We start from the raw sequence: 13,127 nt of genomic DNA, 5'->3' as shown, positions 1-13,127 counted from the left end.
TATTTGAAGCAATAGAAAATTTGACAGAATTTGCATGGTTTTCCTGTGAAACTATTTTTCTAAGAAATTGTTTCTAAATTTCGTTTCTTATTAATTTTTCAATAATAAAGTTTTTGAATTTAAAGGGGAGAGAGGTACCGGGGAACGATAAGAAAAGAAAAATAATTGCAAAAATTTTCCCCGGAAAAACAAAAAACGACGCAATTCCTATTGTGAAATGTTTCGGTTTATGATACTCTAAGCATATTATAATTTTTATTGCTTGCTAGAGCTCATTTGAAAAATTATAAACATCGTTATTCCCCATGACGGCAGCTTTTTGCGTCAAAACGGATCGGAATCGAATGAAGATTCCGGCGCTTTTTTCTTTGTTCAATCGAGCTCTAAGAAAGAAAGGAGATTTCATATGTCGGAGTCTGAGGTGAAACGTGTGCGCCGCAGTGCGGAAGAAAGAGCCGCTGAAATGGATGCAAAAATAGAGGCGCTTCGTCAGTCTATTGCGGATCAGGAGGCTAAAAAGCAGGAGACTGTGTCCGCTTTTGATGGAAAAATTGCTTCGCTGCGCGAGCGCATCAAAGCGCTTGAAGCCAAAAAGAAAGAAATTCTGGCGCCCAAGCAGCCGCGCAAGCGCAGAAAATCGAAGAAGCAGAAGCTGCAGGAGATTGTGCAGCAGGCACAGAAATCCGGTCTTAAGCCGGAGGAGATTGCAGAGCTTCTGGGTATTCAGCTCGAAGAATAAAGCATGTTTCCAAAAAAGCGGTTGGATCCAGGTGAAATCCGGATCCAACCGCTTTTTTCTTATTATGAAAGCTTGGAGATATCTTATTTTACCGGGCGATCAAAGAAAATGCTTTTTCCGGTGATGCTCAGAGGAATCCCATGCCAGATAACCGGCTCGTTGATATAGCCCATTTCCTCAGCGGTTTTGCCGATGGTGTACATGATCCGGCTGTCCACACGGTTGTCAGCGGCAACGCTCACAGCGGAGCCCAGTGCAATTCCAAGATCAATCCCATCGAAGCTGCACCGGCCCCCGGCTTCCCGGCACGCGGCACAGTTCGCGAAGCCGCAGAGCGAGCAGTACGCAAGGCCTCGCGGCATCGGACGGATGCCAATGAGAACCACAGCCGAGGCGGCGCGCAGATTTTCCGCGTCGCGATGAAAGGTGGATGGCGCGTCCCCAAATTCACGGTTTGCCACTTCGTGCATTTTATCGGCAAGAGCGTCTTTTTCCTCTCCTGTCAGAACCAGCGTGACAATCCGATCCAACCCTTTGGCCTTTGGGGCGGTGCGTGCGGCGGCGCACATTTTGGCCGCGGTTTCCAGAACGGCCTGTTCCTCCATTTGTCCTGCTTCATATTTCATGATGAAGTTCCTCCTTTTTCTGCGCCGTTTTATGCGAGAAAATCCAGCGCGATCCCGAATTGCCGGAGTGTGTTGACTGCATCGTTTTTTCCGCAAAAGCGGTGAGCATGGATCCCACAAGCAATCGCTCCGTCTACATTTTCCTGCAAATCATCGAAGAACAGACATTCCTGCGGGTTGAGTGAAAATTCCTGTAAAAACCGCTCGTAAATTTCATGTGATGGCTTCAACAGATGGTAGTAGGCGGACACAAAGCGCTCCTCAATGCGGCGCAGAATAGAAAAGCGTTCCACCAAAACCGGAAACCGCACGCTGGCATTGGAGAGCACCAGGCAGCGGAAGCCTTTTTCCTGAAGCGCAGCGACAACCTCCTCCATCCCCGGCACAGGGGACATACAATCCGGCCATCCGGCGAACAGGCGGGCCAGATCGCCGCGCAGTTCCGGGGGAACATGAGTCTGCATGGAGGCGAGCGCTTCCTCCTCTGTGATGGTGCCCGCGTCAAGCTGCTTCCATTCGGAGCCGCCGAAGCAGGCGTCAAAAAGCAGGCGTCCAGCTTCCGGATCGGAGATTTCCCGTGCAATATATGGCTTGGGCTCGTAGAACAACAGCACGTTTCCCATATCAAACACAATGTTGCGTATCATGGCGGTTACTCCTCAAAAGCAAAGCGGTTCCCCAGCCAGGTCAGGCACAGATCCATCCAGGGAGCGGTGGGGCGCATGGGAGTCGCCACGTCCACATTGCACAGCGACAGGCCATGTACACCTTGTTCAAACAGATGGAATTCGCACGAAACTCCAGCGCGGCGCAGAGCGGACACAAACAGGAGGGAATTTTCCACCGGTACGGCATCATCCTCATAAGTGTGCCACAGGAAAGCGGGAGGTGTTTTCCCGCTTACATGGGTTTCCAGCGACCAGAAGGTCTGCTTGTCCGGGTCTGCCTCGCCGGATACATTCTGGAGAGACTGCCGGTGGGCAAATTCACCCGAGGTGATGACAGGATAGCACAGGATCAGTGCGTCCGGGCGGTTTTTGCCGTCCGGGCAGCCGAGCTCAGGCAAGTCCCACAGAACTCCCAGGCTGGCCGCCAGATGTCCGCCTGCGGAAAATCCCATGACCGCAATCTGGTCCGGGATAATATGCCATTCCTTCGCATGCTCGCGCAGGAGCGAAAGAGCGGCGGACACCTCGCGCAGAGGCTGCATCCCGCGCGCTTTTTCCTTGCCTACCGTGTAGCGCAGCACAAAGGCCTGATAACCGCGCTTGAGAAAAGCGAAGGCGGGCGGATCAGCCTCGCGATCGGAACAAAACTCATAGGCGCCGCCGGGGCAGATCAGTACGGCGGGACGGTCGGTGCGATCGGGGATTTCCGGAGAAGGATCATGCAGATAGCCGACAAGCTGTGCGTCCTGATCCAAAATGTGTTCCTGTATCATTTTCATGGTTTCATTCACTCCTCACCATTGTTTTCTCCATTTTATCACGGGACTGCGGGAAAGTCATCTTTTTCTTTTGGATAAAAATGATGAGTTTCTTTCTGGATTTGCGGTGGTGTTTGTGCTATCATGAAAAATAAAGGAAGTCTGTTTTGTATGGACGGACGCTCATATGTGCTCCATTGAAGATTGCAAAAGAGAGGGGTATCTTTTCATGGAAGTATTGGATTTGATCCGGGAACGCCGCAGTATCCGCAGCTATGACGGGCGTGTGGTGGAGACGGAAAAGCTGGAAAAGGTGCTGGAAGCGGGACGGCTGGCCCCGTCCGCGCGCAATATGCAGGAATGGAAATTTGTTGTGGTACAGGGCGCACGCCTGGCGGCGCTGTGTGAAGCCTGCTCCAGCCAGCGCATGGTGCAGGAGGCCGGAACGGCTCTCGTGATCTGTGCCGCAGAAGATCATGTGATGCCCTGCGGCCAGCCCAGCGGGACCATTGACTGCTCGATCGCGCTGAGCTTTATGCTGCTTCAGGCCCAGGAACTGGGGTTGGGCATGTGCTGGCTCGGCGCTTTTGACGCGGACGCGGTCAAGCGCGCTCTGGATTTGCCGCAGGAGTGGGTGCCGGTAGCGGTTTCTCCGCTTGGATACCCGGCGGAACAGCCTGCCGCCCGTCCCCGCAAAGCTATGGAGGAAATCACACTGTTTTTAAAGGATTGATATCAACGATCCGGTGACGTTTTTGTGCCGGAAAAGAAGCTTTTTTGAAAGCCCGTTCTGGACATTACACCAGAGCGGGCTTTCGGTGATTTGGAATCCTGCCGCAAAATGTGTCCATATGTTTTACCAACCGGGATTTAGGATATTTTCAAAGGATTTTTAAAGATTTTGGAGATGGTGCGGGATGACGGTTTACATCTTGGGCTGGGCTTTGTATAATAAAACAAAATAATCCATTGGAGAGGAATCTGCCATGCTGATCACGACAGTTACATGCGAAAACAAGGCTTTGTTTGAGTCAATGGCGCCGGCGCAATGGTTTGATCTTCTCGAGCTGCCGGGCCGTTTTGTTCTCGGCGCGATCGATGAGGATGATCAAGGTCAATACGCGGCCGGTGTGCTTGTATTTGAAGTTGAGGAAATTTCGCCGGAAGAGGACGCATATCTGATCGCTGGTACTCTGCGCTGGCTTTATGTGGAGCCGCAGGCCAGGGGCCGCGGAGTTGGAGATGCGCTGATGGAAGAGTTTTTCCGTGTGATCGGGGAAACCGGAGGTGTCCATCTGGCACTCTGCGATGTGCCGATGGATGCGGAATATAACGAACTCTGCGCTTTTTTGGAGGATTGGGGCTTTACCTTTTCCATCGGTGATGTCTTTGAGACAACTCTCCCGCTCGGGGAGCTTCTTTCAAATTCTTTTTTCAGCGGCAATCCAGGTCTGCCGGTTGTATCGCTTTCCGAGAGCCCCTCTTTGGCGCTGTCCCGTGAGATTGACCGTTACACGGAGCTTCCGTCAGTGCGCTCCGATTTGCCCGAACTGCTTCCGTTTTGCGATATGGATGTAAGCTGCGCGCTGTGGGATAAGCTGGAGCTTAAAGGGCTTATGCTGGTTCTCGCATCCCCGAACGGAAGCCTTGAGCCTTTGCTGATGCGCTCTCTTTCTTCCGATCCCCGAATTGTCATGGGCCTGGCACGCTTTGCGGGGCAGAAGGCAAAGGAAAAATATCCGATGGAGAAACCGGTGAGGCTTGTCTGCCGGACGCAGGCGGCGTCATCGCTGATTTCTTTTTTCCTACCGGACATGCAGCCGCTTTTGATGCGGCGCGGCGTTTGCGACTATGCCGGTCTTTGGCCGCAAGAAGAGAATGCGCCCGAACTCAGTGAGCAGGAGGAAGAGGAGGTGCTCAGAGAGTTTTATGAAGGTGAGGAGCCTTCAGAGGGCATGAGTGGGGATGCAAGTATGTCGGAAGAAGAAAGGGAGGAATGAGCAATGCCGCTTCCATCCGGACCACAGCAGTTTGCGGTGACACGGGATCAAATCCAGAATGCAAGAAATCAGCTGAGAAATATTCATCAGCCGCATCAAGCCCAGCAAATGCAGCAGAACCAGCAGATGCAGCAGAACCAGTCGAGATATACGCTCCAGCATTATACACAGGAGGAGCTTAACGAGGTACAGGTTTCCGAGCATCAGCGCAAATCCAAGCTGGGACATATCCGTGATGCGGTTAAAAGATTGATGCCGGGGGCATACACCCAGATTGATCGGGTTCGTCAGCTGCCTGATGCGCAGCGTGAGACGGAGCTGCACCACTCCCGTGGACACAGCTTCATGAGCCAAGGAAGTAAGGTGCTGGAGTTCAACATGGCGGGATCAGGGTTCAAGCAGTTCCGTATGACGCACAAAGGGCTTAAGGGAAAGAATTGCGCTGTTATTCCCGGAGTTGGTGAGGTTGCCCTGAAAAAGGAGAAAAAGATACACTGGTATACATCACGCGCCAAAAGAGCCCAGTATGAAGAGGAAAATGCCAGGATCCGGGCACACAATGCCGAAATTGAAAGAAGGATCCGTGAGCAATACGGCGATTCGCAGACGGTGGGGAGAAAGCAGCTCAAGGAAGTGCGCAAAAAGGATGTCCTTGATGCGCAGGGAAATGTTCTCAAGACACGGATTACCATGGCCGGCCCGCTCGCGGCAGGCGGGGCGCTCAATGCCGGAGATTACAGTATATCGAACCTGCGGAAGTATATGCAGCTGATGGCAGCGGATTATCTCACAAATATTTTCAGAGAATGGCAAAGCGACCGGAACTTTTCCATTGCCACCACACCCCCTGTCCGCATTCTCATCCAGGGACACAGCCGCGGGGGTGTGGCCGCTGCCGAGGGTGCTCTGCTGATTCGCCAATGGGTGCAAAAGAATTATCCGGAGTTTGTTGATAAAGTCGCTTTTGATTTGATCCAATACGATCCTGTGCCGGGAGGAGACACCGCATCCTATCAGTCAACAACCTTAAAGGATAAGAAACATAAAAAGCCGGGGCTTGGTGATTCCGCGAATACCACGGTGGTATACTCCGTTCACACGGATCATTCCAAGATGTTCACCCCCCAGACCGTCAAGGGTGCGGATCGCATCGTTCTCACAGCGTTCAAGCACAGCGTAGGCCTTGATATGACCGATCAGCAGGACAGCAGTAAAAGGCTTGCCTATACAAATGCGGAAAACCAGGAGGTGTACCGTGGTTCCGGGCTCAATGATCTTCCACCCGGCGTATACATTGTAGACGAGACCAATACTCTTGTCCGCTTTAATACCTATGAGGAGTTCGAGGGAGTACTCAGCGATGTAACAAAGGAACGCAGTTCACAGTCCTGGCGGCGTGACCGCATTTCTGACGCGGTGAAATACTGGTTTGACCTGCACAGCGGCAATGGCGGGGCAGCCGCCGCGCCAGGCGCAGGTGGAGGAGCCGCCACATAACAGATACACAACGCAGAAAGGCCCCATGACGCAGCACGTCATGGGGCCGGTTCGCAGGAATACAAAGAAAATGAATTATTCCCGGATCAGCAGCTTTTTGATTTCTCCCACAAACACACGATGGTAATCGTTGTTGGGATAATTCTTCTCCCGGACTTCCGCGTCGAGGAAAGATTCCGGCGTCATATCCTGCCGGTACAGCTTGCGGCAGATGAGAACTGCGTTTGCCTGCTCCGGGTACGGGGCAAGATCAAAGGCAGGGGTCAGGCCTGTTTCCTTCCACTTATCAAAGTCACGGCCGCTTTTGGTTCCGCAGAAATTCAGAGCGTCGCGGAAGCCGTCGCCAAAGAAAGCCAGGCTGTAATATTCCTCGCGCTCAATGAATTCCATGGTGTACCGCTGCGGACGGATAAACGAGAACGCTACAGGCCGGTTCCACAGGATTCCTGCGCCGCCCCAACTTGCCGTCATGGTATTGCAGGCTTCCCGGTTTCCCGCGGTGATCAGCATCCAGTCCTTTCCGATACGGTCGAACAGATTGTCGTTCCATTCGGAAACGCTGATTTCCTTCCAGTTTGCCATCCAAATATCCTCCTTCGCACAAAACCCGTTTCCCGGATTTGTTTCTTTTTTCTTCATTCTATTGTATACAAAATCAGGAAAAAAAGAAAGAGGAAACAGGGAGGCGGCGATCAGTTTTTTGGAAAAATGAAAAAAGAATTTGTGTATTCTCTACAAACTGAATATTTATACAGAAAAAGCTTGATTTATTGCAAAAACAGCGTATAATAAAACACAGAAACCCAATCACTGTACAATCAATGAAACGGAACATAAAGGAGACGCATCACCATGGCACAGAAAATCAAGAAAGTTGTACTGGCATATTCCGGCGGCCTCGATACCTCCATCATTATCCCGTGGCTGAAGGAAAATTACGACAACTGCGAGGTCATCGCGGTCGCGGCTGATGTCGGACAGGGCAGCGAGCTGAGCGGGCTGGAGGAGAAGGCCAAAAAGACCGGCGCTTCCAAGCTGTATATCGCGGATCTCAAGGATTCCTTTGTGGAGGATTACATTTGGCCGACGCTGCAGGCCGGTGCTGTCTATGAGAACAGCTATCTGCTCGGTACCAGCTTTGCCCGTCCGCTGATCGCCAAGCGTCTGGTGGAGATCGCGAAGGAGGAGGGCGCGGATGCCATCTGCCACGGCTGCACCGGCAAGGGCAACGATCAGGTGCGTTTTGAGCTGGCTATCAAGGCCTTCGCCCCGGAGATGACGATCATTGCTCCGTGGAGAGTTTGGGATATCAAGTCCCGCGACGAGGAGATCGACTACGCGGAGGCGCACAACATTCCGCTGAAGATCACCCGTGAGACGAACTATTCCAAGGACAAGAACCTGTGGCATCTGTCCCACGAGGGCCTGGATCTGGAGGATCCGGCCAACGAGCCGCAGTACAACAAGCCCGGCTTCCTGGAGCTCGGCGTCTCGCCGGAACAGGCTCCCGACAAGCCGACTTATATCACCCTGCATTTTGAAAAGGGCGTGCCCACGAAGCTCGACGGCAGAAAGCTCAGCGGCGTGGAGCTGATCGAGGAGCTGAACCGTCTCGGCGGCGAGAACGGCATCGGCCTTGCCGATATCGTCGAGAACCGTCTTGTCGGCATGAAGTCCCGCGGCGTGTATGAGACTCCCGGCGGCACGATTCTGTATCACGCGCACAACAAGCTGGAGGAAATCTGCCTGGATAAGGCGACCTACCACTATAAGCAGCAGGTTGCCCTCAAGTTTGCCGATATGGTTTACAACGGCGAGTGGTTTACCCCGCTGCGCGAGGCGCTGAGTGCGTTTGTCACCAGCACACAGGAGACGGTGACGGGCGACGTCAAACTCAAGCTCTACAAGGGCAATATCATTGACGCGGGTGTGACAAGCGAGTATTCGCTGTACGACGAGGAGATCGCGACCTTCAGCGAGGATGAAGTTTACGATCAGGCGGATTCCGCTGGCTTCATCAACCTCTTCGGTCTGCCGATCAAGGTGCAGGCGATGAAGCGCCAGAAGCTGGAGAAGGCCGGCAAGTAATCACGCGATAAGGGCCGGACGGCCCGGCGTGTTGTTTCGGAAAGTTCAGGGGGATCGATCCCGGATTCGATCCCCCGCTTTCCTTTTCCAAAGAGAGATACCAACCGCCCCGCTCGGGGCGCGAAAAAGGAGAATCTGCGCATGAAGCTCTGGACGGGACGGTTCCACAAGGAGCTGGACAAAACCACAAATGATTTCAATTCCTCCATTTCGTTCGACAGCCGTATGGCGCGCGAGGATATTAAGGGAAGCATTGCCCACGCGACGATGCTTGGCTCGTGCGGCGTGATCGACAAGGCGGAGGCGGACGCAATCTGCAAAGGGCTCGAAGGGATTCTGGCCGATCTGGAAAGCGGTGCTCTCAGCATTGATCCGAACGCGGAGGATATCCACACCTTTATGGAGGCGGAGCTGACCGCCCGTCTGGGGGATTCCGGCAAACGGCTCCACACGGCCCGAAGCCGCAACGATCAGGTTGCGCTCGATGTCCGCCTGTATCTGCGCGGCCAGTGCGAGACGCTGCGCGGGCAGGTCACGGAGCTGGTGCGTGTACTGTGCAAACAGGCGAAGGAGCACAGCGGGGACGTAATGCCGGGCTACACGCACTTGCAGCGTGCCCAGCCGATCACCTTCGGCCACCATCTGATGGCTTACGCGGAAATGTTTCTGCGGGATCTGTCGAGACTGGAGGACGCACAGCGCCGCATGAATGTTTGCCCGCTCGGCTCCGGCGCTCTGGCCGGAACGACGTACCCGCTGGATCGGGAGATGACAGCCTCGCTGCTCGGTTTTGACGGGCCGACACACAACAGTCTCGATGGCGTGTCTGACCGTGATTTCTGCATGGAACTGGCCTCCGCGATTGCGATCTGCATGGTGCACCTTTCCCGCTTCTCGGAGGAGATCATCCTGTGGTGCTCGTGGGAGTTTAAATTCATCGAGCTGGATGACGCGTTTTCCACCGGGTCAAGCATCATGCCGCAGAAGAAAAACCCGGATATCGCGGAGCTGGTACGCGGTAAAACGGGCCGCGTTGTCGGGGATCTGACCACGCTTCTGACGATGATGAAGGGTCTGCCGCTGGCTTACAACAAGGATATGCAGGAGGATAAGGAAGCCATTTTCGACGCGGTGGATACGCTGCATATGTGCCTGACAGCTTTCATCCCCATGCTGGACACCATGCGGGTGCTGCCGGAGAATATGCGGAAAGCGGCCGCGCGCGGCTTCATCAACGCGACAGACTGCGCCGATTACCTCGTCGGCAAGGGGCTGCCGTTCCGCGACGCCTATAAGGTCACGGGCGCGCTGGTGGCTTACTGCATCGACCATGACCAAACGCTGGAAACACTGCCCCTCGAGCAGTACAAGGAGCATCATGAGCTGTTTGACCGGGATGTTTATGAAGCCATTTCACTGGATCGCTGTGTCAACGAGAGAAAGGTGATCGGCGGCCCGGCGCCGGAAAATGTCCGCCGTGAGGCCGACCGTGTCTTGGCGATAATGGAGGAAAAAGAGCATGAGTGAGAAAAAAATCAAGGCGGGTGTCGTCGGGGCGACAGGCTACGCGGGCGCGGAGCTGTGCCGGATTTTGACCGGCCATCCCGAAGCGGAGCTGGCGGCCGTGAGCTCCGTCAGCTTTGAAGGAAAGAAGCTTTCTGATATTTATCCCTCCTATTATCAGGTGTGCGAACCTGTTTGCGGCAAGCAGGAGGAGGTCGTGGAGCAGTGCGACGTGATTTTTGCCGCCCTGCCGCACGGCTTGTCTCAGGAGCTGGCCGCCGAGTGCGACGCAAAGGGGAAGACGTTTATCGATTTGGGCGCAGATTTCCGTCTGGAGAGCGAAGCGGAGTATCAGGAATGGTACGGAAATTCCTTCCTCGATCCCGCTTTGCACGAAAAGGCGGTCTACGGTCTGCCGGAGCTGTTCCGCGAGCAAATCCGGGGCAAGAAGCTGATTGCGAATCCCGGCTGCTACACAACGGCTGTTCCGCTCGCGTTGTATCCTGCGCTGGAAGCCGGGCTGATTGAGAAGGACGGGATTGTGGCCGACTGCAAATCCGGTGTGACAGGCGCGGGCCGCAAGATGACGCAGAACACGCATTACCCGGAGCTGAATGAGGCGTTCACCGCCTATAAGGTGGCGGCGCACCGTCACACGCCGGAAATGGAGCAGACGCTTTCCAAGGCGGCGGGCGCGCCGGTCAAGCTGACCTTTGTGCCGCACCTGCTTCCCGTGAACCGCGGCATCCTCGCTACCTGCTACGCCAGACTCAAGCCGGGCGTCACGATGGAATCGCTCAGCCGCGTGTATCACGAGCGGTATGACAAAGAGTATTTCATCCGTCTGCTGCCGGAAGACCGCGTGGCGGACATTAAGAATGTGTGGTACTCGAATTTCTGCGATATTTCGCTGCATCTGGATTCCCGCACGGGAACGCTGGTCGCCATTTCCGCCATTGACAACATGGTCAAGGGTGCGGCGGGACAGGCGGTGCAGAATATGAATCTTGCATTTGGTCTGGATGAGACAGCAGGCCTGCGTCTTTTCCCGCCGGCATTCTGAGCATATTTTAATTTAGAAACAATTCGGGCGCGGAGAGCGTCCGCATATGGTCTGGGGGATCAGGGTATGAAAATGATTGAGGGCGGCGTGACTGCCGCAAAAGGTTTTTCCGCGGGCGGTATGTACTGCGGTATCCGCAAAAATAAAACAAAACCGGATTTGGCGATGATCTATTCATCCGCTCCGTGTGCGGCAGCAGGGATGTACACGAGCAACCTTGTCAAGGGTGCTCCCATACTGGTGACAAAGCGCAATCTCGCAAACGGCGTGGCACGAGCCGTGATCTGCAACTCCGGCAATGCCAACACCTGCAACGCGGACGGCGAGGAAAAGGCGTGGCGCATGTGCGAGATCGCCGGAAAGGCGCTGAATATCGATCCGTCCGACGTGATCGTCGCTTCCACCGGCGTGATCGGCCAGGTGCTGCCGATTGAGCCGATCGAGGAGACCGCTCCGCTGCTGGCGTCCTCCCTCAAAGGCGACGGCTCTGAGCTGGCGGCCAGGGCTATCATGACGACGGACACCGTGGTCAAGGAAGCGGCGGCGGAATTCACCGTAGGCGGAAAAACGGTGCGTCTCGGCGGCATCTGCAAGGGCTCCGGCATGATCCATCCCAACATGTGCACCATGCTCTGCTTCCTGACGACGGATGCGGCGATCGCCGCTCCCGTGCTGGACAAGGCGCTGCGCGGCGTGGTGGCTGAAACCTTCAACATGGTCAGCATCGACGGCGATACCTCCACGAACGACACCATCACCGTGATGGCGAACGGTCTCGCGGAGAACCCGGAAATTCAGGCGGATACGCCCGAGTACGAGGAGTTCACCCAGGCCCTGCGCGCTATCTGCACCGACCTGGCCCGCAAGATGGCGAAGGACGGCGAGGGCGCGACGAAGCTGCTGGTCTGTAAGGTAACGGGAGCCGCCAATCTGGCTGATGCCCGCACGGTGGCAAAGAGCGTGATCTGCTCGAGCCTGCTCAAGGCCGCCATGTTCGGCGCGGACGCCAACTGGGGCCGCGTCCTGTGCGCCATCGGCTACGCGGGAACCAATACGGATGTGAACCGTGTCGACGTGTCCTTCCGCTCGAAAGCCGGAACGATTGACGTCTGCAAAAACGGCGCGGGCATCCCCTTCAGCGAGGAGAAGGCGAAGAAGATCCTGACGCAGGACGAGATCGATATTCTGGTGACGCTGGGAGACGGCGACGCTTCGGCCGAGGCGTATGGCTGCGATCTCACTTACGATTATGTGAAAATCAACGGCGATTACCGCACCTGAGGCGCGGAGAGGGAAGGGAGAGGGAACACCCATGGATATCACAAACGCGGATCGCGCGAAGGTGCTGGTACAGGCTCTGCCGTATATCCAGCAGTATTACGGACAGACCATCGTGATCAAGTACGGCGGCAACGCCATGATCAACGAGGAATTGAAGCAGGCGGTCATGAGCGATATCGTGCTCATGCAGCTGATTGGCGTCAACGTTGTGCTGGTGCACGGCGGCGGGCCGGAGATCAGCGCCATGCTGAAAAAGACGGGCAAGGAAAGCCGCTTTGTCAACGGCCTGCGCTATACCGACGAGGAAACCATGGACATCGTGCAGATGGTTCTCGCGGGCAAGGTCAATAAGGATCTGGTGCAGCTGCTCCAGCGCAACAGCGGGCGCGCCGTCGGACTGTGCGGCATGGACGGCGACCTGCTCCGCGCGGAAAAGCTGACGGCCTCCGAGGACCTCGGCTATGTCGGAGAGATCATCGACGTGAATACGCAGATCATTGAGGACCTGACGGCCAAGGGCTACATCCCCGTGATCTCCACCGTGGCGGCCGGTGTGGACGGCCACGCCTACAACATCAACGCCGATATCGCGGCGGCGCATATCGCGGCCAAGCTGAACGCGAAAAAGCTGATCCTCATGACGGATATCCGCGGCCTGCTGCGCGATCGCAACGACGAGAGCACGCTGATCCCGGTGGTCAATGTCAGCTCCGTGCCGAAGCTTCAGCACGACGGGATCATTTCCGGCGGCATGATCCCGAAGATCCAGTGCTGTGTGGAGGCGGTGCGCCGTGGCGTGAGCCGTGCTCATATCATTGACGGCCGCATTGCGCACTCTATTCTGATCGAGCTTCTGACAGATGAAGGCATCGGAACGATGCTGTACTGAACGGGAGGGACGTTT

Annotated in this window: 13 protein-coding genes; 9 read left to right on the top strand and 4 right to left on the bottom strand. The window is 55.3% G+C overall.

The window, feature by feature from the left end; genetic code table 11:
* Nucleotides 1-406 precede the first annotated feature (406 nt).
* The gene (locus B5F35_RS09135; RefSeq protein ID WP_087240217.1) at nt 407-739 is read left to right on the top strand and encodes a hypothetical protein; all 333 of its coding nucleotides are present in this window, start codon (nt 407-409) and stop codon (nt 737-739) included.
* Nucleotides 740-822: 83 nt separating this feature from the next.
* Here B5F35_RS09135 and B5F35_RS09130 read toward each other — a convergent pair whose 3' ends face one another.
* Genes B5F35_RS09130 through B5F35_RS09120 form a run of 3 tightly spaced genes read right to left on the bottom strand, consistent with a single transcriptional unit; the run spans nt 823 to nt 2,812 of the window.
* Nucleotides 823-1,365, bottom strand: coding sequence for a ferredoxin domain-containing protein (locus B5F35_RS09130; protein WP_087240215.1), 543 nt, complete (start codon nt 1,363-1,365; stop codon nt 823-825).
* A 29-nt stretch (nt 1,366-1,394) separates the two neighbouring features.
* Nucleotides 1,395-2,012: an HAD family hydrolase gene (locus B5F35_RS09125; protein WP_087240213.1), complete on the bottom strand. Its 618-nt coding sequence runs from the start codon at nt 2,010-2,012 to the stop codon at nt 1,395-1,397.
* 5 nt (nt 2,013-2,017) lie between these two features.
* Entirely contained in the window at nt 2,018-2,812 is a 795-nt protein-coding gene (locus tag B5F35_RS09120) for an alpha/beta hydrolase (protein ID WP_087240211.1), read from the bottom strand.
* Between the two features lie 208 nt (nt 2,813-3,020).
* On the opposite strand from B5F35_RS09120, the gene B5F35_RS09115 reads away from it, so the two are divergent.
* The 3 genes from B5F35_RS09115 to B5F35_RS09105 all read left to right on the top strand — a co-directional run bounded on the left by B5F35_RS09115 (nt 3,021) and on the right by B5F35_RS09105 (nt 6,288).
* Entirely contained in the window at nt 3,021-3,524 is a 504-nt protein-coding gene (locus tag B5F35_RS09115; protein WP_087240258.1) for a nitroreductase family protein, read from the top strand.
* 253 nt (nt 3,525-3,777) lie between these two features.
* Nucleotides 3,778-4,791, top strand: coding sequence for a GNAT family N-acetyltransferase (locus tag B5F35_RS09110; RefSeq protein ID WP_087240209.1), 1,014 nt, complete (start codon nt 3,778-3,780; stop codon nt 4,789-4,791).
* A gap of 3 nt (nt 4,792-4,794) precedes the next feature.
* On the top strand, nt 4,795-6,288 hold the full coding sequence (locus B5F35_RS09105) for a hypothetical protein (RefSeq protein WP_087240207.1): 1,494 nt from the start codon (nt 4,795-4,797) through the stop codon (nt 6,286-6,288).
* Between the two features lie 75 nt (nt 6,289-6,363).
* Here the strand turns inward: B5F35_RS09105 and B5F35_RS09100 are convergent, their stop codons facing one another.
* Nucleotides 6,364-6,870 (bottom strand): flavin reductase family protein, encoded by a 507-nt coding sequence (locus B5F35_RS09100; RefSeq protein ID WP_087240205.1) that lies wholly within the window; start codon nt 6,868-6,870, stop codon nt 6,364-6,366.
* Nucleotides 6,871-7,140: 270 nt separating this feature from the next.
* Between B5F35_RS09100 and B5F35_RS09095 the strand changes: the two genes are divergently transcribed.
* The 5 genes from B5F35_RS09095 to argB all read left to right on the top strand — a co-directional run bounded on the left by B5F35_RS09095 (nt 7,141) and on the right by argB (nt 13,112).
* The gene (locus B5F35_RS09095; RefSeq protein WP_087240203.1) at nt 7,141-8,376 is read left to right on the top strand and encodes an argininosuccinate synthase; all 1,236 of its coding nucleotides are present in this window, start codon (nt 7,141-7,143) and stop codon (nt 8,374-8,376) included.
* A gap of 141 nt (nt 8,377-8,517) precedes the next feature.
* Nucleotides 8,518-9,903, top strand: coding sequence for an argininosuccinate lyase (gene argH, locus B5F35_RS09090; RefSeq protein ID WP_087240201.1), 1,386 nt, complete (start codon nt 8,518-8,520; stop codon nt 9,901-9,903).
* On the top strand, nt 9,896-10,942 hold the full coding sequence (argC, locus tag B5F35_RS09085) for an N-acetyl-gamma-glutamyl-phosphate reductase (RefSeq protein ID WP_087240199.1): 1,047 nt from the start codon (nt 9,896-9,898) through the stop codon (nt 10,940-10,942). The genes argH and argC overlap by 8 nt, the downstream gene beginning before the upstream one ends.
* A 66-nt stretch (nt 10,943-11,008) precedes the next feature.
* A complete protein-coding gene (argJ, locus tag B5F35_RS09080; protein WP_087240197.1) occupies nt 11,009-12,223 on the top strand; it encodes a bifunctional glutamate N-acetyltransferase/amino-acid acetyltransferase ArgJ in 1,215 nt (404 codons plus the stop codon).
* A 31-nt stretch (nt 12,224-12,254) separates the two neighbouring features.
* Nucleotides 12,255-13,112 (top strand): acetylglutamate kinase, encoded by an 858-nt coding sequence (gene argB / locus B5F35_RS09075; RefSeq protein WP_087240195.1) that lies wholly within the window; start codon nt 12,255-12,257, stop codon nt 13,110-13,112.
* The last annotated feature ends 15 nt before the right edge of the window (nt 13,113-13,127 follow it).

Source organism: Anaeromassilibacillus sp. An200 (assembly GCF_002160025.1).
In the GTDB taxonomy this organism is placed as follows: domain Bacteria; phylum Bacillota; class Clostridia; order Oscillospirales; family Acutalibacteraceae; genus Caccousia; species Caccousia stercoris.
The sequence above is the reverse complement of the archived record's forward strand: the minus strand, read 5'-3'. Positions and strand labels throughout refer to the sequence as shown.